The organism is Tateyamaria omphalii (assembly GCF_001969365.1).
Taxonomy (GTDB): domain Bacteria; phylum Pseudomonadota; class Alphaproteobacteria; order Rhodobacterales; family Rhodobacteraceae; genus Tateyamaria; species Tateyamaria omphalii_A.
Map to the genome: position 1 here is coordinate 918,495 of NZ_CP019312.1, position 25,353 is coordinate 943,847.

General features: G+C 60.7%; 24 protein-coding genes. 12 read left to right on the forward strand and 12 right to left on the reverse strand.

The genetic code is table 11. The features are described from left to right. Positions 1 to 17: 17 nt before the first annotated feature. The 3 genes from BWR18_RS04505 to BWR18_RS04515 form a co-directional block, all read right to left on the reverse strand. Positions 18 to 470 (reverse strand): GNAT family N-acetyltransferase, encoded by a 453-nt coding sequence (locus BWR18_RS04505; RefSeq protein WP_076626897.1) that lies wholly within the window; start codon positions 468 to 470, stop codon positions 18 to 20. 197 nt (positions 471 to 667) lie between these two features. Continuing rightward, entirely contained in the window at positions 668 to 1,084 is a 417-nt protein-coding gene (locus BWR18_RS04510) for an MAPEG family protein (protein WP_076626898.1), read from the reverse strand. Between the two features lie 3 nt (positions 1,085 to 1,087). Continuing rightward, positions 1,088 to 1,861 carry an ArsR/SmtB family transcription factor gene (locus tag BWR18_RS04515; RefSeq protein WP_076626899.1) on the reverse strand — a complete coding sequence of 258 codons (774 nt, stop codon included), beginning with the start codon at positions 1,859 to 1,861 and terminating at the stop codon, positions 1,088 to 1,090. A 122-nt stretch (positions 1,862 to 1,983) separates the two neighbouring features. Here BWR18_RS04515 and BWR18_RS04520 point away from each other — a divergent pair, with 122 nt between their 5' ends. The 7 genes from BWR18_RS04520 (at position 1,984) to BWR18_RS04550 (ending at position 8,715) form a co-directional block, all read left to right on the forward strand. After that, a complete protein-coding gene (locus BWR18_RS04520; RefSeq protein WP_076626900.1) occupies positions 1,984 to 2,736 on the forward strand; it encodes an alpha/beta fold hydrolase in 753 nt (250 codons plus the stop codon). Positions 2,737 to 2,792: 56 nt separating this feature from the next. Beyond that, complete coding sequence (locus BWR18_RS04525; RefSeq protein WP_254684931.1) at positions 2,793 to 4,154, forward strand: MFS transporter; 1,362 nt, start codon at positions 2,793 to 2,795, stop codon at positions 4,152 to 4,154. After that, positions 4,144 to 5,025 carry an alpha/beta hydrolase gene (locus BWR18_RS04530; RefSeq protein WP_076626901.1) on the forward strand — a complete coding sequence of 294 codons (882 nt, stop codon included), beginning with the start codon at positions 4,144 to 4,146 and terminating at the stop codon, positions 5,023 to 5,025. Before BWR18_RS04525 ends, BWR18_RS04530 begins: the two co-directional genes overlap by 11 nt. A 17-nt stretch (positions 5,026 to 5,042) precedes the next feature. Then, on the forward strand, positions 5,043 to 5,657 hold the full coding sequence (locus tag BWR18_RS04535; RefSeq protein WP_076630123.1) for a hypothetical protein: 615 nt from the start codon (positions 5,043 to 5,045) through the stop codon (positions 5,655 to 5,657). A gap of 123 nt (positions 5,658 to 5,780) precedes the next feature. Further along, positions 5,781 to 6,848: a transporter substrate-binding domain-containing protein gene (locus BWR18_RS04540; protein ID WP_076626902.1), complete on the forward strand. Its 1,068-nt coding sequence runs from the start codon at positions 5,781 to 5,783 to the stop codon at positions 6,846 to 6,848. Beyond that, positions 6,848 to 7,900, forward strand: coding sequence for a transporter substrate-binding domain-containing protein (locus tag BWR18_RS04545; protein WP_076626903.1), 1,053 nt, complete (start codon positions 6,848 to 6,850; stop codon positions 7,898 to 7,900). The genes BWR18_RS04540 and BWR18_RS04545 overlap by 1 nt, the downstream gene beginning before the upstream one ends. Before the next feature lie 104 nt (positions 7,901 to 8,004). After that, positions 8,005 to 8,715: an alpha/beta fold hydrolase gene (locus BWR18_RS04550; RefSeq protein WP_076626904.1), complete on the forward strand. Its 711-nt coding sequence runs from the start codon at positions 8,005 to 8,007 to the stop codon at positions 8,713 to 8,715. A 39-nt stretch (positions 8,716 to 8,754) separates the two neighbouring features. Here the strand turns inward: BWR18_RS04550 and BWR18_RS04555 are convergent, their stop codons facing one another. From BWR18_RS04555 to phaZ, 3 genes are all read right to left on the reverse strand, one after another. Continuing rightward, positions 8,755 to 10,869, reverse strand: a complete 2,115-nt coding sequence (locus BWR18_RS04555; RefSeq protein ID WP_076626905.1) for a hypothetical protein — start codon at positions 10,867 to 10,869, stop codon at positions 8,755 to 8,757. Between the two features lie 82 nt (positions 10,870 to 10,951). Then, positions 10,952 to 11,533: a DUF6151 family protein gene (locus BWR18_RS04560; RefSeq protein ID WP_076626906.1), complete on the reverse strand. Its 582-nt coding sequence runs from the start codon at positions 11,531 to 11,533 to the stop codon at positions 10,952 to 10,954. Between the two features lie 3 nt (positions 11,534 to 11,536). Beyond that, positions 11,537 to 12,811, reverse strand: a complete 1,275-nt coding sequence (gene phaZ / locus BWR18_RS04565; RefSeq protein ID WP_076626907.1) for a polyhydroxyalkanoate depolymerase — start codon at positions 12,809 to 12,811, stop codon at positions 11,537 to 11,539. 149 nt (positions 12,812 to 12,960) lie between these two features. Here phaZ and BWR18_RS04570 point away from each other — a divergent pair, with 149 nt between their 5' ends. The 3 genes from BWR18_RS04570 (at position 12,961) to BWR18_RS21365 (ending at position 15,890) form a co-directional block, all read left to right on the forward strand. Beyond that, the gene (locus BWR18_RS04570; protein WP_076630124.1) at positions 12,961 to 14,766 is read left to right on the forward strand and encodes a PHA/PHB synthase family protein; all 1,806 of its coding nucleotides are present in this window, start codon (positions 12,961 to 12,963) and stop codon (positions 14,764 to 14,766) included. Positions 14,767 to 14,907: 141 nt separating this feature from the next. Next, positions 14,908 to 15,357: a phasin family protein gene (locus tag BWR18_RS04575; RefSeq protein WP_076626908.1), complete on the forward strand. Its 450-nt coding sequence runs from the start codon at positions 14,908 to 14,910 to the stop codon at positions 15,355 to 15,357. Positions 15,358 to 15,452: 95 nt separating this feature from the next. Then, complete coding sequence (locus BWR18_RS21365; RefSeq protein WP_157598652.1) at positions 15,453 to 15,890, forward strand: NUDIX domain-containing protein; 438 nt, start codon at positions 15,453 to 15,455, stop codon at positions 15,888 to 15,890. Here BWR18_RS21365 and BWR18_RS04585 read toward each other — a convergent pair. After that, entirely contained in the window at positions 15,882 to 16,757 is an 876-nt protein-coding gene (locus BWR18_RS04585) for a LysR family transcriptional regulator (protein ID WP_076626909.1), read from the reverse strand. The two genes, BWR18_RS21365 and BWR18_RS04585, sit on opposite strands and share 9 nt — an antisense overlap. A 99-nt stretch (positions 16,758 to 16,856) precedes the next feature. Between BWR18_RS04585 and BWR18_RS04590 the strand changes: the two genes are divergently transcribed. Continuing rightward, positions 16,857 to 17,786 carry an NAD(P)H-binding protein gene (locus tag BWR18_RS04590; RefSeq protein ID WP_076626910.1) on the forward strand — a complete coding sequence of 310 codons (930 nt, stop codon included), beginning with the start codon at positions 16,857 to 16,859 and terminating at the stop codon, positions 17,784 to 17,786. An 86-nt stretch (positions 17,787 to 17,872) separates the two neighbouring features. Continuing rightward, positions 17,873 to 18,430 carry a polyhydroxyalkanoate synthesis repressor PhaR gene (gene phaR, locus BWR18_RS04595; RefSeq protein WP_076626911.1) on the forward strand — a complete coding sequence of 186 codons (558 nt, stop codon included), beginning with the start codon at positions 17,873 to 17,875 and terminating at the stop codon, positions 18,428 to 18,430. Between the two features lie 153 nt (positions 18,431 to 18,583). Here the strand turns inward: phaR and BWR18_RS04600 are convergent, their stop codons facing one another. The 5 genes from BWR18_RS04600 to BWR18_RS04620 all read right to left on the reverse strand — a co-directional run bounded on the left by BWR18_RS04600 (position 18,584) and on the right by BWR18_RS04620 (position 25,321). After that, complete coding sequence (locus BWR18_RS04600; protein ID WP_076626912.1) at positions 18,584 to 20,128, reverse strand: calcium-binding protein; 1,545 nt, start codon at positions 20,126 to 20,128, stop codon at positions 18,584 to 18,586. Between the two features lie 535 nt (positions 20,129 to 20,663). Continuing rightward, a complete protein-coding gene (locus tag BWR18_RS04605) occupies positions 20,664 to 21,842 on the reverse strand; it encodes a DegT/DnrJ/EryC1/StrS family aminotransferase (RefSeq protein WP_076626913.1) in 1,179 nt (392 codons plus the stop codon). 89 nt (positions 21,843 to 21,931) lie between these two features. Next, positions 21,932 to 23,230 (reverse strand): NAD(P)/FAD-dependent oxidoreductase, encoded by a 1,299-nt coding sequence (locus tag BWR18_RS04610; protein ID WP_076626914.1) that lies wholly within the window; start codon positions 23,228 to 23,230, stop codon positions 21,932 to 21,934. A gap of 47 nt (positions 23,231 to 23,277) precedes the next feature. After that, the gene (locus BWR18_RS04615) at positions 23,278 to 24,639 is read right to left on the reverse strand and encodes a glutamine synthetase family protein (RefSeq protein WP_076626915.1); all 1,362 of its coding nucleotides are present in this window, start codon (positions 24,637 to 24,639) and stop codon (positions 23,278 to 23,280) included. Further along, complete coding sequence (locus tag BWR18_RS04620) at positions 24,632 to 25,321, reverse strand: type 1 glutamine amidotransferase (RefSeq protein ID WP_076626916.1); 690 nt, start codon at positions 25,319 to 25,321, stop codon at positions 24,632 to 24,634. Before BWR18_RS04620 ends, BWR18_RS04615 begins: the two co-directional genes overlap by 8 nt. Between the last annotated feature and the right edge of the window lie 32 nt (positions 25,322 to 25,353).

A 25,353-nucleotide genomic window follows, 5' to 3' on the forward strand; every position in this document is an offset into this window, starting at 1 on the left:
TCGACATGCGGCAAGTTTTACTCCAGCCGTAGGCTAAATCGCGGGCCTGACCCACTGCGGCGCAGGAACCCGCTACGCTCGTAGAACCGCATTGCCTTGTGATTGTCGGGATGCGTCCCAACGGTCATAAACCCGCAGACCTGCGATCTGCACTCGTCCCGACAGCCTTGCAGCAGCGCCGCGCCAACACCGTTTCCGCGCGCATCCCGGGCGACAAAAAGGTGGTGCATGTCCATGCCGCGCACGCCGAATTGCAGCTGCGCCATGGGCAACAGCGCCGCATAGCCCACCAGCTGCGACCCACCATCAGCGACGAGAACCGTCATCCAAGGGCGCTCGCCCAACGCATCGCGGGCCAGTATGTCCGCGCCGATGTTGGGCACGTCGTCGTGGCAGGCGGCCAGCCCCTTGATCATGGTTACGACTTGCGGCACGTCCGCTTCGGTCATCTTTCGTATCTTGATGGGCATCTCCGCCGTCTCCTCTTGAACGCGCCGCGTTCGGGAAGGCAGGGAAACAGCCGCTCGAACGCGGCTTTGGGTGGTCTAAGCAGGCACACCAAAAGCACGCAGGGAATGCGTGCCATAGTAATAGAGATGCGCCATGCCGTTTCTCATGCCTGCACTCAAACCGGCAAACCCGCGCCCGTCAAGGGCGCGGGCCGGCGTCAAGCCGCAAAAAGAGCCCAACCCATCAACAGGCAACACACCCAGCCGCCGGTAAAGATCAGCGGGCGGCCCGGAAATCGGGCAGTGGCGGTGATGTAGCCAACCGCATGGGCGATCCGAAGCACCAGAAACGCGACGCTGGCCCATAGAGTCAGAGCCGAAAACCCGTCCACCCGGTCCACGAGCAGCACGAGAATTGCAAAGGGTACCGACTGCTCCAGCAGGTTCAGATGCGCCCGATACGCACGACGCACCCAAGGGCGTTGCAGAGTGGGATCTGGTGGAATCACAAAACCATCAGGCGCGTCGGCGGGAATCGATCCTTGAGGGGCCGTGTTCACCCCGATGATATAAGGAATCCAAAGGGACGCACCCATCAAGGCCAGCAGCCCAAGAATAACAAGTTCAGTTGCCATGTCTCACGCCTCCGCCCGGTCCATCGGACCGATATGCGCGTCTTCACCGGTCTCAAGCCAGGTCTTCAGGCCCGCCGCCCAGCGGACCCAGCCATCTGCCACGCCCTCGCCCGGTACGGCCGGCTCGCCAAGTTCGTAATGTTCGATGGTCAGACGAATGAAGTCACCTTCCGGCTTCAGCAGGTAAATCACGCGGCTGGCCGGGATATCGGCGGTCGGGTCCCAATGCGGCTCGAACGTCCATTCCTGACGGCTTTTGGGGTCCGACGACAGCAATCGGTTGGTCAGCATGGGTGAGCCGTCGGGAAAGTGCATTGTGATCGCATCACCATTGCGCGTCGCCTTGCTGCAGATGAAGTGGTAATGCGGCACCGCATCTTCATCCAGCAGCACATTCCACAGCCGGTCCTGCGTGGTTTTGATATACGTCTCCATCACGAAATCGGGTTTTGACATCTCGGGGTCTCCTTCGTCTTCAAGCTGAGCTTTGAGGTTCAATACCGCTCGTGCCGCAGGTTTGACCCGGTACGGGTCGATCCAGCGGTCAATCGCTTCCTGCAGGGGCAGGGCGTTGAGGTAGTGGTGCTTGAAGCGCCCCACCTTTTTCGTGGTGATCAGCCCGGCTTCTTCCAAGACACCCAGATGCTTCATGACGCCGAAGCGGGTCATGTCGAGCAAACCCTGCAACTCTTGCAGGGTCTGACCGTCGCAGTCGCGCAAGCTGTCCAGCAGTTTGCGGCGGGCGGGGTCTGACAAGGCTTTGAACAGATCATCCATGTGTTCTCTATATGTGAATAATTAGTCACGTGATAATATGGTAACGTATAAAAATCGCCGAGGTCGGGATGGACAGTTATCACTGCCACGGGGATGATCCGCCAAAACGCAGGAGGGCGGAAATGAGCGGACCGGATTTTCTCGACACACCACAGGGACGGCGGCTGGCCTATCACCGGACTGACGGGGTGGGGCCGTGCGTCGTGTTCCTCGGCGGGCTAAAATCCGACATGGAAGGGACAAAGGCGATCCACCTCGAAGCGTGGTGCCGCGCTCAGGGTCGCGCGTTCCTGCGCTTCGATTATTCCGGTCATGGGCAAAGCTCCGGCACATTCGAAGAAGGGTGCATTGGCGACTGGGCCGAGGATACGGCCCATGCCCTGAACACGCTCACAACCGGCAAGCTGATCGTCGTGGGCAGTTCCATGGGGGGCTGGCAATCGCTTCTTTATGCTCGCGCTTATCCCGACCGATTGGCGGGCCTTGTCACCATCGCCGCAGCTCCCGACTTTACCGAGGACGGCTATTTGGCCAGCTTTACGGACGCGCAAAAGGCCGAGCTTGAGGCCAACGGCCAAATCGCCATGCCCTCAGATTACATGGAGCCCTACATTATCACCAAGCGCCTGATCGAAGACGGGCGCAACAACCTGGTCCTGCGCGATCCACTATCGCTGCCATTCCCGGTCCGTTGCCTGCAAGGCACTGCGGACACTGCCGTCACGACCGAAACCGCCATGCGTCTGCTGAACCACGCCGACAGCCGCGACATGCGGCTCACCCTCGTCAAGGATGCTGACCACCGCTTTTCCGACGACACCTGCCTGAGCTTGATCGAACAGGCGGTGGAGGAGGTGAGCGCCCTGCCAAGGTGACGTTGCGTTTTATTGGCGCTGACGATGAATTTGGACAAGGTGGCGCGCACGGGACCATGGGAGGGGACGATATGGCGCTGTCGCGCGGGCAAAAGGCGGGCTGGGGCCTGGCCGACATGGGCATCGTAGTCTTTGTCGTGGTCAAGCAACTGCTTGTTCTGGCCTTTCTCACCTCGGTTCTCGGGGTGCCTGTGGGCATCGCTGGGATGATCACCACCGGCATCCTCGCCTTCGACATCATCACCGACCCTCTGGTCGGCTACCTGTCAGACAACACGCAAACCCGCTGGGGCCGCCGCGCACCCTGGATGATCATCGGCGCTGTGGTGATGACGGCTGGAACCGTCGCAATGTTCATGTCACCCAGCGTCGGCACTTCCGGCGCGCTTTGGGTGGCTGCGTTCTTTGTCGTTGCAACCATCGGCTTTACCATGGTGGTGATCCCCTACGGCGCCACGGCGGGCGAGATGACTCAGGACCCCCGCGAACGCTCTGCCATGACAGGCTGGCGCATGGCCTTTGCCTCCATCGGCATCCTGATCGGCGGCGCACTCATCCCCGGCCTGGCCCAAGGCAACGGCTATGACGGCGCCATGATGATCGCGGCCCCGCTGATGGTGCTGCCGATCTGGGCGTCGGTCTGGTTCACGCGCAAGGCCCCCCGGATCACGCACCGCAGCGAGGTCGGCCTGCTGGCGTCCCTCCGCCTCGTTCTGTCGAACCCCGCCTTCGCGACGCTTGTGGTGCTCTACGGCGTGATGACACTGGCCGTCGCCACAATCACCGCCGGACTGCCGTTCGCCGCACTGTATCTGGTGCAAGACACGGGTGACACGATGCTGAGCGCCGCAGCCCAAGCGCTGTCGATGCTGTCCCTCCTCTTTGCCGCCTTCGTGGTGGGTGCGATCCTCAGCCAGGCCATCTGGGTACTGGTCTCGGGCCGTCTGGGTAAACTGTTCGCCCTTGTCCTTGGCCTTGCCCTCTACATCGCGCTTCTGACAACGCTCTACACCTTCCTGCCCAGCACCAGTGCGACGGTTATGGCGGGCATGTTCGTTCTGGCGGGCATGACCAACGGCGCATATCAACAGATCCCGTGGGCCATGTTCCCCGACCTCATGGACGTGACGCGGCGCGAAACGGGTGCCGCGATCGAGGGCGCCTTCTCCGCCATCTGGATCTTTGGCCAAAAGGTCGCCAACGCCATCGCACCGCTGTTCCTGGGGCTTGTGCTGTCTGCTTATGGCTGGCAGGAAACGACCGAAGGGGTGACGGATCAAACCGACGCCGCCGTTGGTGCCCTGAGGGTGTCTATCACGCTGCTGCCTGCGCTGATCATGGCCCTGTCCATCTTCGGCCTTCTGCTTATCTACCGCCCCCGCGCCCGCGCGCTGCTCGGAGCCGACCATGCCCTTTGACCCTGCATCTATCGGCCCGGACATCGACGCCTACTTTGCCGAAGCCGAAGCCCGCTTCCCCGACATCAAACCCGGCACCGAAAAGCGGGTCATCTGGGCGTCCGACCCCGGCGCACGCACCGACTGGGTCGTCGTCTACATCCACGGCTTTTCCGCCACATCCGAAGAAATTCGCCCCGTCCCCGACCGCATCGCAACGGCCTTGGGCGCCAACCTCGTCTTCACCCGGCTGGCCGGGCATGGCCGCCACCCCGATGTCATGGCCGAAGCAACAGCCGACGCCTGGACCGAAGATGTTAGCGAAGCGTTGACGGCGGCACGCGCAGTGGGCGACAAGATCATCGTCATCAGCACCTCGACAGGTGGCACTATCGTGACCGCGCTGTCCCAGAACGCGCAGGTGATGCAGGGCGTCGCAGGCTTCATCTTCGTGGCTCCAAACTACGGCATCAATAACCCTCTGGCACCGCTTCTCAAATGGCCGCTGGCCCGGCATTGGCTGCCCTGGATCGGTGGCAAACGCCGCACCTTCGTCGCACGCAGCGACCGGCACGCGGCCTTCTGGACGTTGGACTACCCCAGCGTCGCGGTCATGCCGATGGTGCCCTTGATCGACCGGGTCCACGCGCTTGATCATGCCAAGCAAACTGTCCAGGCGCTCTTCTGGTATGCGGAAAATGACAACATCGTCCTCTCGGACCGGACCAAGGCCATCGCGGCCAAATGGGGCGCGCCAACCAAAACGGTCCACCCGGTGATGACGGCACAAGACGACATCGAAAGCCATGTTGTCGTGGGCGACATTCTGTCTCCGGGGCAGACGGAAACGGCGGTCGAGGGCATGCTCGACTGGATCGAGGGGATCATGTGATGCGACGCCCCGGCAGCATGTGGAGCCTCGAAAACCTAGGCCGCGTGCGCCTGTCCAAACACTTCTATATGCGCGACTTCCTCTATTCCGAAATCGGGAACTACCACCAGATCCAGAACCTGCCGCGCGATCCGGATCTCGCCATCGCCAACGGCACACAGCTCTGCACCCAACTGCTCGACCCGCTGGAAGACACGTTCGGACGGCTTGCCATCCGCTCCGGCTACCGCTCGCCCGAACTCAACCAATACGGCAACGACAACAAGCTGAACTGCGCCCGCAACGACAATCCCATCGAATGCCACATCTGGGATTGGGCCGATGGGGACCGCGCTATCGCGGGCACATCACTGGCGATACCATGGTTCACGGACCAATACGAACTGGGTCGCGACTGGCGGGACCTCGCGTGGTGGATCCACGATCACCTGCCGTATTCCGGCATGTGGTTCTTCCCCAAGCTCTGCGCCTTAAACCTCGATTGGCGCCCGCAGCCGCAACGCATGATCGGCAGCTACATCGCGCCCAAGGGACTGCTTCTGCGCAGGGGGAAAGAACCCAACGAACCGTTAGAACTGCGCCAAGCAAGATACAAAGATTTCCCACCCTTCCGGGGAATCGCCTACCCCTGATGCGGTGGTTGCGATCCGTACACTGTCAACAGCTATACGTCCCCACAATATCTGGTTTGTTGGTTGACGCAGCCCAGCAAAATAAGGGATTTTGCACCGCAACAGAACCTGGGGGAACGGGCAATGAAACGATTCTTGGGGGCGGCGGCACTGGTACTGGCGGCATCTGCGACCACCGTAGCGGCCCAGGCCTGCGGCGGGTTTTATACGGTCAAGCGCGGTGACAGCCTGTCTCTGATCGCTGACCGGCAGTACAAGAACGCCGCCACATGGACCGAAGTGCATCGCAACAACCTGTCGGTCATCGGCGAGAACCCCAACGCCCTGCGCGTGGGGATGCAACTGCGCTTGGGCTGCATCGACGGCCTGCCTGTCGGTTTGCCCGGTGGCGCCGGGTTGGCGACACCAACGATCCAAACCGCAGCCACCCCGACGCGCCGCAGACTTGAACAGTCGATCAACATCGTCACCGCTGGCGACTTCGCCCCCTTTACCGACCAGACGCTTGAAAATGAGGGCCTGATCACCGACGTGGTGCGCACCGCCATGCAAAGCTCGCAATCGGCGAACAACTACCGCGTACATTGGGTCAACGACTGGTCCTCGCATCTCGACCCGCTGATGAGCAACGCCATGATGGACATGGCCTTTCCCTGGTACAAACCCGATTGCGCAGGTTCGCCCGACAATTACCGCTGCACGAATTTCCACTTCTCCGACCCCATGTTCGAGATGCTGATCCTGCTGTTCGTGGACAAGACGCGGCCCATCCCCTTTGCCCAGGACAGTGATATTGAGGGGCGCACGCTGTGCCGTCCCGCAGGCTACTTCACCCACGACCTGGACCGCGCCGACCGGCGCTGGATCAGCGATGCCAAGATCACGCTGAAACAGCCGCAAACGGTCAAGGGCTGCTTTGACATGCTGGTCGCGGGCGAGGTGGACGCCGTCGCCATGAACGAGTTCACGGGCCGCGCCGCGATCAAGGATCTGGGGCTGAAGGATCAGGTCGAGGTGGTGCAAGGCCGTCCCATCTCGATCGAAGGCTTGCACGTGCTGGTCCACAAGGATCACCCGCAGGCCGACGCGCTCTTGTCCACGATCAACGGCGGGCTCGACGCGATCAAGCTGTCGGGCGAATACCAGCAGATCATCGACCGGCACATGTCCAAGATCTGGGCCGCGTTCTGATGTCGCTGAGTAGGCTTGCGGTCGCTTCCGCCCTGTCGCTCGGCTTGGGCTCGGCGGCCATGGCCTGCGCGCCGTCCGTGGTGGTGGCCCCCGGCGACACGCTCTTTTCCATTGCCGAAGAGCAACTTGGCGACCTGTCGCGCTGGTCGCTCATCTTCTACAACAACCCAGATATTCAGGGCGGCAGCCTGCTCGACCTGCCGGCGGGCGCCGTGCTGTCGATCCCTTGCCCGAATTTGGCAACCCAACCCGAAGCGCCAGCGCCCGCAGTGCAGGCGGACCCGAAGCCGCTCCAGCAAAGGGCTGAAGCCGAGATCAAACTCGTCACCGCCTCGAACTACGCCCCGTTCACCGATCTGGACTGGCCCGGGCAGGGGATGCTCACCGAACTGGTCAACGCGGCGTTCGAGGCGACGCCGAACCCGCTGACATACTCCATCGAATGGGAAAATGACTGGTCCAAGCACCTCTTCCCCATGCTCGACAGCAAAGAGTTCGACATGGGTTTCCCCTGGTTCAAACCGGACTGCGCGGGCAACCCGTCGAACGAGCGCTGCGCGCATTTCCATTTCTCCGACCCGCTGGTCGATCTGGTGATCCTGCTTTTCGCCCGCAGCGACGATCCGCTGACATTCGAGCAGGACAGCGACCTGCACGGCAAGACGCTGTGCCGTCCGGCGGGGTATTTCACCCATGATCTGGACCGTGCTGACCGTCGCTGGCTGACCGATGGGCTGGTGACGCTGAAACAACCCGCCACGCCGGACGACTGTTTCAACATGCTGGTCGCGGGTGACGTGGACGCGGTCGCGCTGAACGAGTTCCTGGGCGTGCAGAAGATGTTCGAACTGGACCTGACGGATCAGGTCGCACCACTCTCCCGGCCCGTGTCCATCGAAGGGCTTCATGTGCTCATCTCGAAAAAGCATTGGCGGGGGACCGCGCATCTCTACCGCTTCAACGCAGGTCTTGCGCGACTTAAGCAATCGGATCGCTATAACGAGATTGTCAGCCGCCACCTGGCGCTGTTCTGGGATCAAATCAAAAGCTGAGACCCGACAGGGCTTGTCGCTCTCGCCGTGCCGGGCCATGGTTAACAAAAAGTAAACGACAAAAAACGGCAGGCAGCGAATGACGAGACTGACAGGGCAGGGGCATGGCTGAACCCCTTGTTTTTCTTCCCGGAATGATGTGCGACGCGCGGCTCTTTGGCCCGCAGATCGCCGAACTGTCCTCCGAGTTTTCGGTGATGGTCGCACCCGTCACCCGCGGCGAACGCATCGAAGAGATCGCAAGCGGGTTGCTCGATGAATTGCCGCAACGCTTCGCCCTCGCAGGCCTGTCGATGGGCGGGATCGTCGCGATGGAACTTTTGCGCCGCGCGCCCGACAGGGTCACGCGGCTGGCGCTGATGGACACGAACCCGCTGGCTGAAACACCCCAAGTGGCCGCCGCGCGCGAACCGCAGATCGTCAAGGTGCGCACGGGCCAGATGCGCGAGGTGATGCGGGACGAGATGAAACCGAACTACCTGGCTCCGGGTCCATATGTGAATGAAATCCTAGATCTGGTCATGGACATGGCGGACGCTCTGGGCCCCGATGTGTTCGTGCGCCAGTCCCGCGCGCTGCAACGTCGACGGGACCAGCAGGGCACCCTGCGCAAGTGCAAAGTACCAACACTTGTCATGTGCGGTGCGCATGATGCGCTGTGCCCGGTCAAACGCCACACGTTCATGGCCGAACTGATTCCCGGCGCCGAACTCAAGGTGCTCGATGATGCCGGGCACCTGCCCACGCTCGAAGCCCCGGCAGAGACGACGCAGGCCCTGAGGGACTGGCTGAAACAGCCTTTGATCCTGCGATAAGGCGCGTTTGTCCCCGCGGGGAAAAAATGTGCCGCCCCTTTAGTCTGCCGGTTCTGCTTGCGTCCTCGGGGGCGTGTTGAACAGTTTGAATTCAACATCCTCCCACAGGCGGGTCCACACCTCGTAATCAGTGAAATAGCCAAGGTGGCCGGCCGCATTGACGTCATGGTTCTTGCGCACACCCGTGTCCAAGTCGATGCGCGTGCCGACGTAGTCGTCGATCCGGTAGATGTTGTGCCATACCAGACCATCCGGCATTTTGTCGGTCGACACTTTGAATGCCTGCGGAAAATAGTGGCGATAGACCTGCGTGACGGGCGAACCCATGGTGATCAGCGTGATGGGCGGATTGTCGTACTTTTCAAGCAGGTCATGTACGCGCCCGCTTTGCAGCATCTGGGTGGCGATCACCGTCCCCTGCGAATGCGAGATGACGGTGATGCGGGACGGCGTCATCGCTTGGAGCGTGTAGTGCAGCACTTTGGTGAACCGCCGGTTTATGTCGTTGCGCAGGATGAAATTGGCGCGGTACTTGCCCGGTTTCACACGGCAGATGCAGCGCTCCTGAACAGCGTAGGACACGATATCGCGGACCACGCCCAATGCCCCGGCCACCAACGACGGGAAATTGTATATCAACACGCCAAGGCCCAGAGCGATGGCGCCGATGGCGCCGTTGCGCGCCTCATTAAAAGCCACGAGGTCCATCGCGTAACGAGCATAGGTGCCTTCCGCCATGACGGCCAGGTCGAACTGCTGGTCCAGAAACAGCGCAACGGCCAATGCAAAGACGGCAACCACAAACAGCTTCAGGAAAAAGGACAGGAAGGGGTGCAGGATGACCCGGCTGATCCACGGCGATGGATCGGGTTTGCGCAGCCACCAATGGCTGAACCGCCGCAAGATGACCAACGCAAAGCCCGCGAGCAGAAAGATCCCCATCGCGTAGATCGACAGGCCCAGCGTGTCTTGCGCGTCGCCGAACTGACGGTCGAAAATACCGTGAAGGAAGCCTTCGGGCAGGTGCGCCTTGTGTATGGGTGTGTCGGCGGGGTGACCGCGGACGGTGCTGAGCCGCGCCACCAGGCTTGTGAACAACAGCCAGAAGGATGATGTGAATGTCATCCAGAACATGATCATGGCGCCCACGATGGCAGGGTAGAGCGTGTCGGATTGTTCGTTTGCTGGTCTGCTCAATGACCGGGGCAGCACCCAACTGCTGACAAGAACGGCAAAGCCAAGGCTGATGGTCAGAAACCAAGACGCCTCAAGCGCTTTGACTGTGTAGGTTACAAAACATTCGAGCGTTCCGTTCGGGTCCGCGCGCAAACGAAACGCGTCCAGGTCTTCCGGGGGCGGCGCGCACAGCGGGGTGTTGGTGCCCCAGAGCAGCGACATAACCGAAGCGTGCGCGGTTTCGATCCCATCCGCTACCCACGCCATCGCCGGCCATTGATAGCCGAGCCAGATAAGAACGATCAGCGCCCCGAACGCCGCCAGCCCAAGGGTGAAGATCTGGATCAGATAACTCATCCGCGCCACCGCCCAGATCAACGCGGAGATGGCCAGCGCGATCAGACCCTGCGCCAGCAAGGTGGCCGCCGTCGGGATATGCACGCCAATCTGCAGCCCTGTCGTGTCGATCAGCAAGAGCATTGCGCCGATCAACAGGATCGCGTTCAGGGGTGCCACCAGCCCATAAAACGCCCATGTGAACCCGTGAAACAGTGCGATTGAAGATTTCGTACGGGTATTTTCAACATTGTCCATGCCGATGTAACCAAGGCCCAGGATCACGCTAAGCAGGTCGAATGCGGTGCGGAAAAACCCCTGCGGCGCGGGCGATTTGTCGGCCCAGAACACCTCGGCAAAGACGGTTTCGTTGTCGCTGTCATCGCTTTGGGCAGGCCGCACCCGGCGCAGGTTCACCGGAAACAGCCTGGCGTTGCGCGGGGTGCCGTCGAATTCCCGTTCCGGAAGCTCGATCAGGTCCCGGTAGACATCGACAGGTCCGTTGGTCCTGCGGGCTCTGGGATCGTCCTTGCTGTTGCCATCCACCAGATCGGTTGTCGCGGCACCTACAATGGCATCGACCGTGTCACCAGGCTTCTGTTCACCAATGCCATGTACCGCGAGGATCAGGTGCCTGCCCATATCGCGCCTCAAAAAAATTAACTAATAGCGGGAATGTTGGCGCACGCCAGGGCGCTGCGTCAAGGCAATGATGCGCTTTTGGCTACGTGCTTGAGGGGTAGAGTGAGGTGCGTTCCGCCTCGGTCACAACGTGGATGTCCCGCACCGGCTGTCCGTCGGAGGTGAAAAACGGTGTCTGCTTCCATCGCCCGGTCAGCAACCTCGGCAGTGCCCGCCCGACAAACCCGGCGAGGAACTTCAGCCCGCCTTCATGCCCCCGTTTGCCGTTCGGCTTGCGAACAAAGGCACGCGCCTTGATCGGGCCGAGAGGGCTGTCATCCGCCAACCGGTCTGTGCGGAAAGATGCGAAAGCGATCTTTGGCTTACGTGCCGTGTTGAACAAGATTGCACCGCAGCAGCGGGCCTGCCAGCGCAAGAGCCCCTGGTCGGACAGCGAAAAGACCGCCAGTTGATCTTCGCCCGCATCAAAGCGCACGCGGTCCGGCACCGTTTGGTAAAGCTGCACGCCGCCCGGTGCCGGGTCGGGCTGACCGGCATAGAGTTCCGTGGCGCGGCAATCATGGCAGTAGCATTCAATGCGAGTGCCATTCGTGGGGGATACGCCCAGAAGCGTCCCCCGAAGTTTTCCGCAGTCGCAGGCGAAGGGAAGATCCACGCCTGCCATAGCTTACGCGGCCTTGTTCTTGTTTGCGGCTTTCTTGCCTGGCTGCGGGGGGGAGTTGGCGTCGATGAACTCCAGCACAAGCGGCCGGATGTTGTTGCGCCAACTCTTGCCCGCGAAGATGCCGTAGTGACCGGCGCCCGGCTCGACATGGCTCGCCTTTTTGTCGTCCGGCAGGCCGGTGCACAGGTCAAGCGCCGCAACGCACTGCCCTGGGGCAGAGATGTCGTCATTCGCCCCCTCGACCGTCTTGACCGCGACGGTCGTGATCTTGCCGATGTCGATCTGCTTGCCGTTCACGGTAAAGACGTTCTTGGCAATCTCTCCGCGCTTGAAGATGCGCTCGACAGTCGAAAGGTAGAACTCGGCCGTCATGTCCATCACGGCAAGATACTCGTCATAGAAGCGGTTGTGTTTGTCGTGATCGCTGGCCTCGCCACGGGCCGCGCGGCTGATCTGGTCGGTGAACGCTTTTGAGTGCTTTTCCGCATTCATCGACATAAACGACGCCAGCTGCAAAAGGCCCGGATAGACCATGCGCCCGACGCCCGGATATTTGAAGCCGACGCGCTGGATCATCATTTCCTCAAGCTGACCCATCGTGACGCGGCGGCCAAAATCGGTCACGTCCGTGGGGGTTGCATCGGGGTCGATTGGCCCGCCGATCAGGGTGAGCGAGGCTGGCTGCGCCTTGGGGTCTTCCTCCGCCAGATAGGCGGTGGCCGCCAGTGTCAGCGGCGCGGGTTGGCAGACGGCGATCACATGTGTGTCGGGGCCCATTTCCCGCATAAAGTCCACGAGGTAGAGTGTGTAATCCTCCACATCGAATTTGCCCGCGCTGACAGGAATGTCTCGCGCGTTGTGCCAGTCGGTGATGTAGACCTCGCAATTGACCAGCAGCGATTTGACGGTCGAGCGGAGCAGGGTGGCGTAATGGCCCGACATCGGTGCGACCAGCAGGATTTTGCGGGGCTGCGTCTTGCGCCCAGAGACATTGAAGTGGATCAGGTCGCCGAACGACTTTTCAACGACCTTTTCGATACTGACCAGATGGTCGCGGCCGTCTTCGCAGGTGAAGGTGCGGATGCCCCAGTCGGGCTTGGCCACCATGCGTTCAAAGGTACGTTCCGTCACCTCACCCCAGGCCGACATGACCTGCAGGGCGGGGTTGGGCAGGGCGGCAAAGGCAGGGTAGGCGCCAATGGCACGCGCGGTTGCGCCCAGCCACTGGTTGGTGTTCCGGACGGTCTCCATGAGATCGTAGTTCATCATGTAGCGCATGGCGCTCTCCTTCACTCTAGGGGCGGGTAAGCACTCCCGCATCGGACGGTTTGTCGCTTTGCCCCCTGAAACATGCGACCATACATAGGCGGCGGCTGTGCGACAGGCACAGATGCTGCATGTGCGAAGACTACGGGGAAGACCTTAACATGACAACCAACGACACAACCGATGGTGCTGTCACAGGCGAAAACCTCGACAAATTGAACACTAATCTCCGAAAAGTTGAGGAGCTGACGCAGCGACTCACGCAGGTTTTGACGCACCGCAGCACGCACAACGCGGCCCTGGACGGCCCGAATCAGGAGCTGTTCCAGAAGGCCGCTACCGCCTATTGGTCCGAAGCGTTCCGTGACCCCGCCAAGGTGCTTGAGCATCAGTTGCAGTTCTGGTCCAAATCCGTGACCCATTTCGTCGAAGCGCAGCAGGCACTGGCACAGGGCAAGCTGCAGGCGCCCGCAGATCCCGGCCCGAAAGATCGCCGTTTTGCCAACCCGCTCTGGGACACGCACCCCTATTTCAACTATGTCAAGCAGCAGTACCTGATCAACGCAGATGCCATCGCGCAGGCGGTCGAGGACGTGTCGGAGCTGGCACCGGTCGAAAAGCAGCGCCTGGCCTATTTCTCGCGCCAGATCGTGGACATGATGGCGCCCACCAATTTTCTAGCCACCAACCCGGATGCTCTGGAAAAGGCAGTCGCGACCGAAGGGCAAAGCCTGATCGACGGGTTGGAGAACCTGATTTCGGACCTCGAGGCCAACAATGGCGAGCTGGTCGTAAAGCTGGCCGATGACAAGGCGTTCGAGTTGGGCGGCAACATCGCCACCACGCCGGGCAAGGTGATCTATCGCAACCGCATGATGGAGCTGATCCAGTACACGCCTACCACTGAAAAGGTGCACAAGACCCCCGTCGTCCTCTTCCCGCCCTGGATCAACAAGTTCTACATCCTTGATCTGAAACAGCAGAACAGTCTGGTGAAGTGGGTCTTGGATCAGGGGCACACGCTGTTCGTGGTGTCCTGGGTGAACCCTGATGCGGCCTATGCCGATGTGGGGCTCGAGCATTATGTCGAGGAAGGGTATATCGCCGCGATCCGCGAGGCCAAGGCGATCACCGGCCAAACCCAGGTCAATGCCATTGGCTACTGCATCGCGGGCACGACCCTGTCGCTGACCCTCAGCCTGCTCAAGCAGCGCAAGGACAAGTCGATCAAGTCGGCGACCTTCTTTACCGCGCTCACCGATTTCGGTGATCAGGGCGAGTTCACGCCTTTCCTCACCGACGACTTCATCGACGGGATCGAAGCCGAATGCGCCGACAAGGGGATCCTGCCGTCGGTCATCATGGCGCGGACCTTTACGTTCCTGCGGTCCAACGACCTCGTCTACACCCCCGCCATCAAAAGCTACATGATGGGAGAGACGCCGCCCGCCTTTGACCTTCTCTATTGGAACGGGGACGGGGCGAACCTGCCTGAGAAGATGGCGATGCAGTACCTGCGGGGTCTGTGCCAGCGTAACGAATTGGCCGAGGGCGGGTTTGATCTGCTGGGGCACACGCTCAAATTGTCGGACATCGACGTGCCCCTTTGCGCCATCGCATGTGAGACGGACCATATCGCGCCCTGGAAGGACAGCTACCGCGGCATTCAGCATATGGGGTCCAAAGACAAGACCTTCATCATGACCCAATCGGGCCATATCGCCGGCATCGTGAACCCGCCCACCAAGAACAAGTACGGGCACTATACGAACCCGGATCTTACGCTTGATCACGTGGACTGGCAGGCCAGCGCAGACTTCACCGAAGGGTCCTGGTGGCCGCGCTGGGGCGCTTGGCTTAAAAAGCGCGGGGGTGCGATGGTCAAGGCACGCGCGCCGGGTGATTCTTCGCACCCTGTGCTGGGGGATGCACCCGGGACCTACGTCACGGTCAAGGCAAGGCCCTGAATTTACAGCCGCTTTCCGCTACGGAAATTTTTTTTGCTGCAGTGCAGCATAAGGCTTGATTTGCTGCACTGCAGCATGTATATCTTTTGCAGACGCAGAAACACCGGGATGGCCCGGCCGAGCGCAAGAGGATTGAAGACAATGGCTAAGCAAGCACAAGACATGACCGCGATGTTCAAAGACATGATGGGCGCATTCCCCGTCGACACCGCAGCAATGGAAGACGCATTCAAAACGGCATCCACGCTGAACGAAAAACTGAGCCACGTGGCGATTGATGCGGCTGAAAAGTCGACCGAAATCTCGTCCAAGTGGACCAAGGAAACTCTGGCGAAACTGGGCGACATGTCCAAAGCCAAGGCAGAGCCTGCCGACTACGCCAAGGCGATGACCGACTTCGCGTCGTCCTACGCCGAAGTGACAGCCGAGCACATGGCCGCCTTCGCCGAAGTTGCCAAGAAAGTGCAGATGGACACTGTCGAGCTGATGATGGCTGCAGGCAAGGACATGAGCGAAGACGCGCAAGCAGTCGTCAAGAAAGCCACCGGCGACATGACCGCCGCGGCCAAGAAAGCTGCTGCTGCGAAGTAAATCGCACACCGAGATATCGCATCAACTTTCCTCCCTGAAAGATGCGATGACTTTGGCGGGCCACACTTGGCCCGCCTTTTTCTTTTTTGGCCGTCATGCAAGGCACTGATATGGTCAGCAGCGTCGCCGTGAAAAAGTCGATCGTTTTCATCCGTCGAGGTTCGGGCATCCTGGTCTTTCGCCATCCGCAAGCGGGTGTTCAATTGCCCAAGGGCACGGTGGAGTTTGACGAAACACCCGCGACAGCGGCAAGGCGGGAGGTGTTTGAGGAAGTTGGGCTTGCGTTGCAAGGCCCGTTGCACGCGCTTGGCACATGGTCCTGCCCAACGCCGCCCGCGCTGTGGCACGTCTTTGTTGCAGAGGCGCCGGTCGGAACAGAGGAAGCGTGGCAGCACGCACCAACCGGAGGAGGCGATGAGACGGGTCTCGTCTTTGATGTCTTCTGGATCGACGTCTATGACGCGCGGGACCGACTGCACCCGTTGTTCTTGCCCGTACTTGACATGATGCAGCAGCACGTGGGTTCAGGCTGACAGCGCGTTCGCCAGCCAATCATACACCCGCCGCACACGCGGAATGCGCCGCAGATCGGGATGCGCCGTCAACCAAAGCGGCATGCTGCCCGCGTCCCCGTCCCGCGACACCCGGACGACGCGTGGATCTGCGTCGCCCACCCGCACTTGCGCAAACCCAATCCCATAGCCTGCAATCACCATATGCCAGCACAGCACCTGATCATCGCTGCGAAAGGCGAAAAAGTCGCGCCCGACCTTCAGCCCCAGTGCCGCAAACCCGTCGATGATAAGGGTGCTGCGGTCGTACCCGATAATGGTGTGATGCCTCAGATCCTCCAGCCGCTCCGGTGCCCCGTGTTTCGCGATGTAGGCGGGCGTTGCATAGGCCCCCAGCGGCAGATCGGTGATATGCCGCGCGATCACATCGGGTTGCGTGGGCCGGTACATGCGCAAGGCGATGTCGGCCTCCCGCCTGAGCAGGTTTTCGGTGCTGTCTGACGCGACGACCTCGATCTGGATCGCCGGATAGGCGTCGTGCAACTCCATAAGGATGGGCGGCAGGATGAAGTTGGCCACCACATGGCTGGCCGTCAGCCGAACCGTGCCCGCAATGTCAGAGCCATGCCCATCCCGCGTCATGTCAAATCGCGCGGCCGCATCCGCCATCGCGGTGGCATGGACGAGTAAGTCGGCCCCATCATCCGTCAGCACCATGCCACCGCTTGAGCGGTCAAAGAGACGCGCACCCAGCGTAGCCTCAAGCTGGGCGATATGTCGGCTCAGGGTCGGCTGGCTGCTGTCCTGCGCGCGGGCGGCCGCCGAAAGCGAGCCGTGTTCGGCGACAGCCGCAAAGGATTGGATCTGGGACCAGTCGGGTTCGGCCATCTATTCATTTCTGCATGAAGGGTTTCGAATTGAGGCGCATCATATTTGAAAATATTTGCCTTAGATAGAAGGCAGATCAACGAACAAAGGGTTTTTACCATGTCATCTGTCATTGTTTTGGGGGCGAAAGGCCGGTTTGGACGCGCGGCGGTTCACGCGTTCTCAGAAGCGGGGTGGCACGTGACCCGTGCCGGGCGCGGGCTGAGCGGTGCGGATTGTGTGGAGGTTGACGCCACCGACACCGCCGCCGTCGTTTCGGCCTGCGCGGGTCAGGATGTGATCGTAAATGCGGTCCACCCGCCGTATCATCAGTGGGCCGAAACCGTGCCGCGCGTGACGCAAGCGGTCATCGCTGCAGCCCGCGCATCGTGCGCGACAGTGATGATCCCCGGCAACATCTACAATTACGGGCGTGAGATGCCGCCGGTCCTGCGGGAAGACACGCCTTGGGTCGCCAATACGCGGAAAGGCGGAATTCGCATCCGTATGGAGCAGGCCTACCGCGACAGCGGCGTACGCACCATCGTGCTGCGCGGCGGAGACTTCCTTGATACCCGGGCCTCCGGCAACTGGTTCGAAAGCCACATCGCGCCGAAGGCGGGGCAGGGGAAGCTGACCTATCCCGGCCCGCGCAACCTGATCCACGCCTGGGCTTACCTGCCTGACATGGCTCGGGCCATGGTCGGCCTTGCCGAGCGGCGCCAAGATTTCGAAGGATACGAGGAGTTTGGCTTTGGTGGCTATGCGTTGACCGGCGACGATCTCATCGCGGTGGTTGAGCAGGTCATCGGGAAACCGATGCGCGTGTCGCGCCTGCCATGGTGGGCGGTGCGCGTTACGGGGCTGTGGTCGCCGCTGATGCGCGAAGTGATCGAGATGCGCTATATCTGGCACCGCCCACACCAGGTTGACGGCACCAAGCTGCGGACCGCCCTGCCTGGCTTTCGAGAGACACCAGTGCAAGAGGCGATTGCCACATCACTGTCCAGCCAGACGAGTGCGTATGTTTTGGCGGCCAAAAACGCCTGATTTGCCGCATCTGCACACACCCTTTCTTTTTGTCCACACCCCGCCTAAGCTGCAATGCAGCACGCGGCATCGGGGAGATCAGGCACGTGACAGAAAAACCAGCACCTTTGTTGATCAAGCGGTATGCCAGCCGACGGCTCTACAACACCGAAACCAGCGACTACGTCACGCTTGAGGACATCTCGGGTTTCATCCGCGACGGGCGCGAGGTGCAGATCGTGGACCTCAAGACCGGGGACGACCTGACGCGGCAATACCTGCTCCAGATCATCGCCGAACACGAAAGCCGCGGCGAAAGCGTGCTGCCGGTCGATGTGCTCAACGATCTGGTGCGCAGCTACATGGGCGGTGGGGCGTCCGTGGTGCCGCAGTTCCTGCAAGCATCATTCGAGATGCTGCGCGACGGGCAAAGCAAGGTGATGGAGAACATGACCGCGATGAACCCCATGACCAAGATGCCGGGTTTCGAGATGATGCAAGCCCAGCAGGAAGCGTTCATGAAGGCGATGACAGGCGGGCTTGGCACCGCATGGGGGGCGTCCGGCCCCGTGCCAGAAACGGATGAAAAGGACGAGGGCGAGGATCTGGACGCGATCAAAAAACAGTTGGCGGAATTGCAGGACAAGCTGTCGAAGCTGTCCTGAGATACAAAGAGGCCCGGGCCACCGCGTGTCCGCGTCCGGTGTGAAAGATCCAACGGATACGCGCGTCGTGTGCGGCGCCCGGCACTTTTTTAGCGCGTCATAGAAACCGCAAGCACCCGACGTATTGAAACGCCGAGTGCCTGCATCTTGTTATCACAGAATAAAGTCGTCGATCGTCAGGTTGGCGACGCCATTCACCAAAAAGCCGATGTCCGCGCGCCCGTCCCCGTCTGCATCTACGAGAACTCGGGAATTGTTCCCGTCGACGACTACGATACGGAACTCGGCCGTAGACGATCCAGTGAAACTGTCGACCAATTGGAACATACCCGCGTCGCTGAGACCGTCTATGTCGAGTTTGTCCTGACCCCGCTGGAAGTCCGAAATCACGTCAGTTCGCGCAAGATTCACGGCACTGTCACTCAAGCTGTTGAAGACGAAAGTGTCTTGTCCGGTGCCTCCGCTCATAACATCGCGTCCTGCTCCGCCGATGAGGGTGTCGTTGCCTGCTCCGCCGATGAGGCGGTCGTCGCCAGCTCCGCCGGAGAGATGATCGTTATCGTTGTTGCCGTCCAGCCTGTCGTCGTCTCCGCCGCCATTGAGCGTATCATCGCCGCCGCCACCCCTCAGGAAATCGTCACCGCTGCCTCCGTGGAGGCTATCATTGCCTGCATTGCCGCGAAGGGAGTCACCGCCGCTGCCACCAAATAGTGTGTCGTTACCCTCACCGCCGGTTAACAGGTCCACGCCATCCTGGCCAAACAAGAGGTCATTGCCAGCTCCACCGCGCAAATCGTCAAAGCGTCCGGCGCCACCGTAGAGTGTGTCATTGCCATCGCCGCCTGTTATTGTGTCTGCGCCGCCATTGCCGGACAGCCAGTCATCACCATCGTCACCATAAATCCTGTCGTCTTGATCGCCACCCAGCATGGTGTCATTGCCGCTTCCACCGCGGATATCACCGCGTTGAATACCATTTCGTCCGTCAAAGAAATCGTCACCACCTTCAAGAAGTACGTCGCCTATAATAGAGCCGTTGTTGATGACTGTTTGGGCTGTGTCGTTGCCTTTGATGGCGATTGAATTGAAAATATTGCCACCAGTTATCGTTTCGTAATTGAGCACAGTGCCGCCAACTGCGTCTTGTGTGAATTCAATGCCGATGCCATCGGTGAAACCACCGGAGACACTGCCTCGGTTGATGATTTCGATATTTTCGGATGCAACAACAATACCTTTTTGCGCCTCGATCGCACCATCATTTATGATCAGATTGTCTGCACCTTCGTCGTAAATGCCAATCCCATTTGAGAAGTCTCCGAAAATTTCGCCTGAATTTAGAATGATGTTTTCAGAGCCAGCACTGGTAATGCCGATAGTGCCCAGAATACCAGATGACCGTGCATTGATGATCGTGTTTCCCGAACCAGCCAAATCGATACCAACGTCGCTCCCCTCGATGTCGCCGCCCGCATTGAAAATAGCACTGTTGGTCATGCTGGCACGTATGCCCGTGCCGATGCCTTGAACGCTGCCAAAATTGGTGATGTTCGCGTTAAAGACTGATTCAACAGACAGAGCTGCCGGCAGCGTGCCTCGTACATTGGAAATTGTGATATCTTGATCAATCACAAATGGGCCTCTGTCGAATTCAAAGAACAGTCCTTCGTCGGTGGACTCCAAAAATCTCGTCGTCATTTTTTTGCTCCTGGGTTGCGCCCGGTTCAAATATGTCCGGACAAATTGCAGTGACCCCAAAACCGCTGTTCTGCCATGGGGAAGAACGCGAAACGTCTTTGGCGTGCGCAACAGACATGCCTAGAGAACCCGGTGAAACCGGGCGGAAATTATTTACAGTACAATGGTCATGCCGCAGGATTGCCCGTGGCCAATGGCAAAGATTGGGTCAGTCCGGTGCGGTGGCGATGTCAAAAATTGCACGTCGAAACGCGCGCCTTGCGGCGTAGAAAAACTCCTGAAGTGCTTGTTTCGCGTTAATATTTGCCAGCGAACGCTGACAGCCAAAGACGTAGCAAGGTCGCGCCGAACTGAAAACGAAGAATGCAAGAGGCCACGTTTCGCTTGGGCGATCATCCGCGCCCGTCTGGGCGCACGCTTGCGCATGACGCAACGATAACGATTTAGTAAGCTTGAAACGACAGCTCAGATAACAGCCTCGGGCGCCGCGCAACAGCTGCACAACGCCCACTCGGCAACATGAGGAATTTTGCCCTTAGGCGGCGCGCTGTTCCGTCGCTTTTGCCACCGCCGCGCACAAGACGTCCGCCACTGCATCAAGCGTGTCTGTCGGCAGATGCACCGGCAACCGCACATCGCAGGCCCGCATCAGCATGGCCCGCGTGTGTGGCAAGTCGGGCAAATCCGGAATGAACTGCCAGTTCCAGAACGCGCGGGCATTGTCTGTGCTGGCCCCAAACACCTGCACCTTGACCCCCTGCGCGCCCGCAGCGGCAACAAAGGCGTCCACCTGTTCGTCTGTCATGTCGATCAGGTTGAACTGGATGGAATCCGGCGCGCGCACCTCGCCTGGCAGCGGGGCCGGTACGTGGATGTGATGGCTTTGGTGCAGCAGGCGCGCCACGTGGTCGTGGTTGCGCCGTCCATCTTCCACGCGCTGTGCAAGGTGCGGCAGCTGTGGGCGGATCACGGCGGCGCTTAGGTTCGACATGCGCAGGTTGTAGAGGGGCCATTTGTTCTGATGGGTGGCAAAGGCGTCCTGCAGCACCGGGTGCTTTTTCCAATTGTGCTCGTAGGCGCCGGACATGATGATGGCGCGGGCCACCAGGTCCGCGTCGTCGGTGATCATGATCCCGCCTTCGCCCGCGTTGATCATCTTGTAGGACTGAAAGGAAAAGCAGCCGATCGTGCCCAGCGTCCCGATCTTGTGACCGTTCCACAGCGTGCCAAGCGAATGGGCCGCATCCTCGATCACCGGGACATGTGCGGCGCGGCACAGCGTCATGATCGCGTCCATGTCGGATGTATGGCCGCGCATGTGGCTGATGATGACGGCCTGCACAGTGGGCAGCTTGGCCACGAAGTCGTCGATGTCGATGCGGTAGTCGTCGCGCACCTCGCACAACACCGGCAAACAGTCCGCGTGCAAAACCGCGGAGGGGACAGCCGCAAAGGTAAAGCCCGGGATCAGAACGCGCGCATCGCGCGGCAGGTCCAGCGCCTTGAGCGACAGGAAAAGCGCCGCTGAACATGACGACACGGCCAGCGCGAACTTACTGCCCATCATCTCGGCAAATTCGGCTTCGAGCAGCGACACCGTCGCATCCTGCGGTGCGGTGTAGCGGAAGAGGTCACCCGAGGTCAGAAGCCGATCAATCTCGGCGCGGGCGGCAGCGGGAATAGGTTCGGCAGAGTGCATGTCGGGCAGGGTCATATTTCAGAATCCTTATGCTCGGTTTTAGGTTTTCTAAATCCGATAGGGGCAAAAGGAAACGGTTTTGTGACGAACGGGCCCGTTTTCGCCTAGATACCAAGCCTGTCGCGCAGGCTGTACCAGGTCATGGCAAGCGCAAGGAGCGGGCTGCGCAACCGTGCGCCACCCGGAAAGGGCGTCGCAGGAATGGCGGCCATGACGTCAAAGCCGTCCGACTGTCCTTGCACGGCCTGAGCCATCAACATGCCGGCATGGGTTGCGGTGCCAACCCCGTGCCCAGAATAGCCCGACGCGCTCAGCATATTGGGGCCAAGTCGCGTCACATAGGGCAGGCGCTTCATGGTGATGGCCAGCGTGCCGCCCCAAGCATAGTCGATGGGAACGTCGGCAAGATGGGGAAAGATGTCTGATATCGGCGCGCGCACTTTGGCGGCGATGTCAGCGGGGAAGCTGTAGCCATAGCTTTCGCCGCCGCCAAACAGCAGCCGATTGTCATGGCTGAGCCGGAAGTAGTTGATGACAAAGCGGCCATCGGCCACAGCAATGTCGCGGGCCAGCACGCGCGCGGGGTCGTCCAACGGCGCGGTTGCTGCGATGAAATTGTTGATTGGCATCACGCGCGCGGCGACGTTGGCATTCAAGCGACCCAGATAGCCATTGCAGGCCAAGATGGCGTGATCTGCGGTGATGGTGCCCGTGTCGGTCCTCACCTTGATCTCCGGGCCTTCGGTGATGGCGGTCACCGTGCTGCCTTCGCAGAGTGTGGCGCCCGCATCTTCTGCCGCACGCGCGAGGCCCAATGCAAAGCGCAATGGGTGCAGATGCCCGGATTTCGGGTCGATCACCCCACCACGATAGGCGGGCGAGGGGCAGATGGCGTGAAATGCGTTGCGGTCCAGCACCTCCATCTGATGGTCATAGTGCCGATCCATATGCGCGGCATAGGCATGCAGCTCCGCGACGTCGCCATCGCTCTCTGCCGTCCAGGCCACGCCGGGGCGATAGAAACAGTCGATCCCGTGCGCGTCGATCAGATGGCGGACAAGGTCCGTCGCCTCCAATCCCATATCCCAGAGCTTGCGCGCATCATCCGGCCCGACCATCGCTTCAAGATAAGGCTGCTCGACCCGCTGCCCGGTGCCCAGTTGCCCGCCATTGCGCCCCGACGCGCCAAAACCAACGCGCTGCGCCTCAAGCACAATTACCTTGCGACCTGCCTGCGCCAAATGCAGCGCCGCCGACAGGCCGGTGTATCCTGCGCCGACAATGCAAACATCCGCGCGCATCTCCCCTTGCAGTGGCGCACGTGGGTCCGGAACATCAGCCGTGGCCGCATACCAACTGCCGGGATACTGGCCCGGACGATCATTTGCAGTCAGAAGGTCCATATTCTCTGGTTCAAAAAAATCCTCCCCGAAGGGTCGGGTGGCCTGCTTTAGACGTTCAGAAGCAAATGCTCACGCTCCCATGGCGAAATCACCTGCAGGAACTCGTCATATTCCGCGCGCTTCACGATGGAATACACACGCGCGAACTCCTCCCCCAGCACCTCATGCAGATCGCTGGCCGCATCAAACAGATCAAGGGCCGAGCCCAACACGCGCGGAATGTCCCCATCTCCCTCATAGGCGTCCCCCTTGAACTGCGGCGACGGGCGCCTTTCCTGCACCAGCCCAAGATACCCGCAGGCGAGCGACGCCGCGATCCCCAGATAGGGGTTGCAATCCATCCCGGCGATCCGGTTCTCCACCCGCCGCGCCTGCGGTTCGGACAGGGGAATGCGAATGCCGGTGGTCCGGTTGTCACGGCCCCAGGCCAGGTTGATGGGGGCGGCATGGTCCTTCACATAGCGGCGGTAGCTGTTCACGAACGGGGCCATCACCGCAAGGGCCGCGGGCAGGTGCGTCTGCAACCCGGCAATGAAGTGAAAGAATGCGTCCGTATCCCCGCCCTGCGGCCCGACAAAGATGTTCTCCCCCGTCTCGGCATTCAGAACCGAATGGTGGATGTGCATCGCACTCCCCGGCTCGTTCGCGATTGGTTTCGCCATGAAGGTGGCAAAGCAGTCGTGCCGCAGCGCCGCCTCGCGGATCAACCGCTTGAAGTAAAACACCTCGTCCGCCAGCTTCACCGGATCGCCATGGCGCAGGTTGATCTCGAGCTGCCCCGCACCGCCTTCCTGCGTGATGCCGTCAATCTCGAACCCCTGCGCCTCGGCAAAGTCGTACACATCGTCGATGACGGGCCCGAACTCGTCCACGGCCGTCATGGAATAGGCCTGCCGCGCCGCCGCCGGACGCCCCGACCGACCGGTCATCGGCTTGATCTCCTGCGCGGGATCCAGATTGCGGGCGATCAGGAAAAACTCCATCTCGGGCGCTACAACAGGCGTCCACCCCTTATCCTGATACAGTTGAACCACACGCTTCAACACGTTGCGCGGCGAAAACGGCACCGGCGCGCCCTTGCGGTCATAGGCGTCGTGGATCACCTGCAACGTCCAGTCGCCGGTCCAGGGCGCGGCCGTCGCCGTGCTCATGTCGGGCTTCAGGATCATGTCCTTTTCGATAAAGCCGTCCTCGTCCGCGGCCTCACCCCAATCGCCGGTGATGGTCTGGTAAAAGATGCTGTCGGGCAGGTGGAAATAGTCCTGCTTGGCAAACTTGCTGGCCGGCACCGCCTTGCCCCTGGCAATGCCCGGCAGATCGGAAATGATGCACTCGACCTCATCCAGCCGCTTGCCCTCAAGGTAAAGCTGTGCCGCCTCGGGCAGCTTCGATGTCCACAGCTCAGACATGTGCCTGCGCCCCCTGTTTGAGAAAGGCGACCATGTCCTCGGCCACCTTGTGGCGCTGCGTAGGCGCCTCCAGTTGCGCGCGGGCCTCGGCAATCAGAGGCTCCGGCACCACACCGGGCGCGCGGTGGATGGCCAGCGCCTCGACCATCTCGGCCCCAAATTCGGGATGCGGCTGGATCGTCCAGATCCGATCACCGTAAACAAGCGCCGCGTTTTCGCAAAAGGCGTTGGACCCGATCACCTCAGCCCCCGGCGGCAGCGCGACAACCTGATCCTGATGCCAGGCGTTCACGGCCACGACCTCGCCCCTGTACACATATTCACGCCGCCCCACGGACCAGCCACCCTCGAACTTCACCACCGTGCCGCCCATGGCCTGCGCAATGATCTGGTGGCCGAAACAGACCCCGATCATGGGCCGCCCGCTGGCATGGATCGCCCGGATCAAATCCTCCAAAGGCGGGATAAACGCATGATCCTCATAGGCCCCGTGCTTCGACCCGGTCACCAGCCAGCCATCGCACACCTCCGGCCCCTCCGGAAACGCCATGTCGACCACGTCAAAGGTCTGAAAGTCAAAGCCGTGCCCGTCCAGCAGACGCGCGAACATGGCGTCGTAATCGCCCAAGCTGCCCAACACTTCGTCGGGCGCGTGGCCGGTTTGCAGAATGCCGATTTTCATGGATCACCCGATGGTTACACCGCGACGATAAT

Bases quoted from the DNA above. Each gene is read 5' to 3' on its own strand.
- BWR18_RS04505 (WP_076626897.1), bottom strand. From the start codon at position 470: ATGCCCATCAAGATACGAAAGATGACCGAAGCGGACGTGCCGCAAGTC.
- BWR18_RS04510 (WP_076626898.1), bottom strand. From the start codon at position 1,084: ATGGCAACTGAACTTGTTATTCTTGGGCTGCTGGCCTTGATGGGTGCG.
- BWR18_RS04515 (WP_076626899.1), bottom strand. From the start codon at position 1,861: ATGGATGATCTGTTCAAAGCCTTGTCAGACCCCGCCCGCCGCAAACTG.
- BWR18_RS04520 (WP_076626900.1), top strand. From the start codon at position 1,984: ATGAGCGGACCGGATTTTCTCGACACACCACAGGGACGGCGGCTGGCC.
- BWR18_RS04525 (WP_254684931.1), top strand. From the start codon at position 2,793: ATGGGAGGGGACGATATGGCGCTGTCGCGCGGGCAAAAGGCGGGCTGG.
- BWR18_RS04530 (WP_076626901.1), top strand. From the start codon at position 4,144: ATGCCCTTTGACCCTGCATCTATCGGCCCGGACATCGACGCCTACTTT.
- BWR18_RS04535 (WP_076630123.1), top strand. From the start codon at position 5,043: ATGTGGAGCCTCGAAAACCTAGGCCGCGTGCGCCTGTCCAAACACTTC.
- BWR18_RS04540 (WP_076626902.1), top strand. From the start codon at position 5,781: ATGAAACGATTCTTGGGGGCGGCGGCACTGGTACTGGCGGCATCTGCG.
- BWR18_RS04545 (WP_076626903.1), top strand. From the start codon at position 6,848: ATGTCGCTGAGTAGGCTTGCGGTCGCTTCCGCCCTGTCGCTCGGCTTG.
- BWR18_RS04550 (WP_076626904.1), top strand. From the start codon at position 8,005: ATGGCTGAACCCCTTGTTTTTCTTCCCGGAATGATGTGCGACGCGCGG.
- BWR18_RS04555 (WP_076626905.1), bottom strand. From the start codon at position 10,869: ATGGGCAGGCACCTGATCCTCGCGGTACATGGCATTGGTGAACAGAAG.
- BWR18_RS04560 (WP_076626906.1), bottom strand. From the start codon at position 11,533: ATGGCAGGCGTGGATCTTCCCTTCGCCTGCGACTGCGGAAAACTTCGG.
- phaZ (WP_076626907.1), bottom strand. From the start codon at position 12,811: ATGCGCTACATGATGAACTACGATCTCATGGAGACCGTCCGGAACACC.
- BWR18_RS04570 (WP_076630124.1), top strand. From the start codon at position 12,961: ATGACAACCAACGACACAACCGATGGTGCTGTCACAGGCGAAAACCTC.
- BWR18_RS04575 (WP_076626908.1), top strand. From the start codon at position 14,908: ATGGCTAAGCAAGCACAAGACATGACCGCGATGTTCAAAGACATGATG.
- BWR18_RS21365 (WP_157598652.1), top strand. From the start codon at position 15,453: ATGCAAGGCACTGATATGGTCAGCAGCGTCGCCGTGAAAAAGTCGATC.
- BWR18_RS04585 (WP_076626909.1), bottom strand. From the start codon at position 16,757: ATGGCCGAACCCGACTGGTCCCAGATCCAATCCTTTGCGGCTGTCGCC.
- BWR18_RS04590 (WP_076626910.1), top strand. From the start codon at position 16,857: ATGTCATCTGTCATTGTTTTGGGGGCGAAAGGCCGGTTTGGACGCGCG.
- BWR18_RS04600 (WP_076626912.1), bottom strand. From the start codon at position 20,128: ATGACGACGAGATTTTTGGAGTCCACCGACGAAGGACTGTTCTTTGAA.
- BWR18_RS04605 (WP_076626913.1), bottom strand. From the start codon at position 21,842: ATGACCCTGCCCGACATGCACTCTGCCGAACCTATTCCCGCTGCCGCC.
- BWR18_RS04610 (WP_076626914.1), bottom strand. From the start codon at position 23,230: ATGGACCTTCTGACTGCAAATGATCGTCCGGGCCAGTATCCCGGCAGT.
- BWR18_RS04615 (WP_076626915.1), bottom strand. From the start codon at position 24,639: ATGTCTGAGCTGTGGACATCGAAGCTGCCCGAGGCGGCACAGCTTTAC.
- BWR18_RS04620 (WP_076626916.1), bottom strand. From the start codon at position 25,321: ATGAAAATCGGCATTCTGCAAACCGGCCACGCGCCCGACGAAGTGTTG.